Raw genomic sequence first — 1,352 nt, forward strand, 5'->3', positions numbered from 1 at the left:
GCGGCAAAGCCGCGGCGCTGGGTATAGTAATAGGCTTCCTTGAACGGCGCCCAGGCCCGCGACAACTGCTCAAAGGCCGTACCCGGAGCCGTCTCGGCATAGGGGATCGCCAAAAGCTTGCCGCTTGGGGCCTCTTCGGCTGCGGAGGGCAGGCGAGAGGCAAGCTTGTTCAGGCTCTCATGCGGCGGCTTCAGTTTGCTGCCGCCGAACAGGTCCATGCGGTAGGGCACGCCCTCCACGGGGAACGTGCGTGCCAGCATGGCGGCAGTTGGAGTTCCCTTTAGCTGCACCGCCACCACCTTCACCGCGCCCGAGGTCAAACGGTGGAAAATGGAATAGCGCAACTCAGCTTCGCTGCCCAGCGGCCGGCCTTGCGTGTCGACCACCGGCAGCCGCATCAGTCCGGCATCGCCTTGCGGCGGTCTCGGCTCGTGGTCCATGGCCTGAAGGACCCGATGGACATCGAAGCTGGCGGCTGCATGCTGGGCCTGGACCATCGATGCGTTCTGCGCGATGAAGGTGTCGAGCGCTTCGAGCGGCTCCTTCGCCTCGATCTCGGCGATCACGTTCCAGCTCATGTAGGAAAGGTCGGCGTAGATGAGGGCGCGGGCACTGTCCAGGATCTGCCTGGTCTTGCCGTGCAGCTCTTCCTGCCTGGCCTGCAAGGCGAGCTCGTCGCCGTCGACATAGGGCCGCCGGTAGAGCGCTTCCAGCACCACCCGGGTCTTGAGCACCTGATAGATCGAAAGCGCCGTGCAGCGGCTTGCATTGGCGCCGCTGGTGCGCTCGACCTGGCCTGCCTTGAGATGGGCATCGATCTTGTGTTCCACCACCGGCTGGATGGCGTTGAGCAGGTCCAGCGCCGACCTGCGGTGCCAGCGCAACACCGACTTCGGGCTGCGAGCCAGTGGCAGCAGGGAGGCGCAAAGGTTGCCCATCGTCTCGAGGTCGTTGTCGAGCTTAAACCCGGGAGCGGCACGTAACACCTCGAGCCTGTCCAACCCCGGCTTTGCCAGCGCACCGAGATCGTCCGACAACTCCGCCGTGCCCAACGCCTTGAATATATTCGCGATGGCACGGACATCGGCCTGCTGCAGCCGATCCTCGGCATATTGGAGGTAGTGCGCCAGCCGATGCAGCCGGTCCTTCAGCAAGGCGGGTTCGGCGACCTCGCCGGCGGTCTCTCCCTCCTCGATAACCCGCGACAGACCGTTGGCGATCCTGGCTAGCGCAGGCGTGCTGAAAGTGCTGAAGCGACGGCCCTTGGAACCGAGCTCGCCGGCGATGGCAACGATCGCCTTGCGTGCTTTTTCTTCTTCCGGCCACTTGCCGAAACCGCTCACCAGATTGGC

At 64.6% G+C, this 1,352-nt stretch carries 1 pseudogene; it reads right to left on the reverse strand.

Annotated elements, in window-relative coordinates:
- Positions 1-1,352, reverse strand: a pseudogene (locus ACZYOF_RS43785) (shikimate kinase); the annotation flags it as partial.

This window comes from Bradyrhizobium sp. LeoA1Lang, assembly GCF_055413685.1.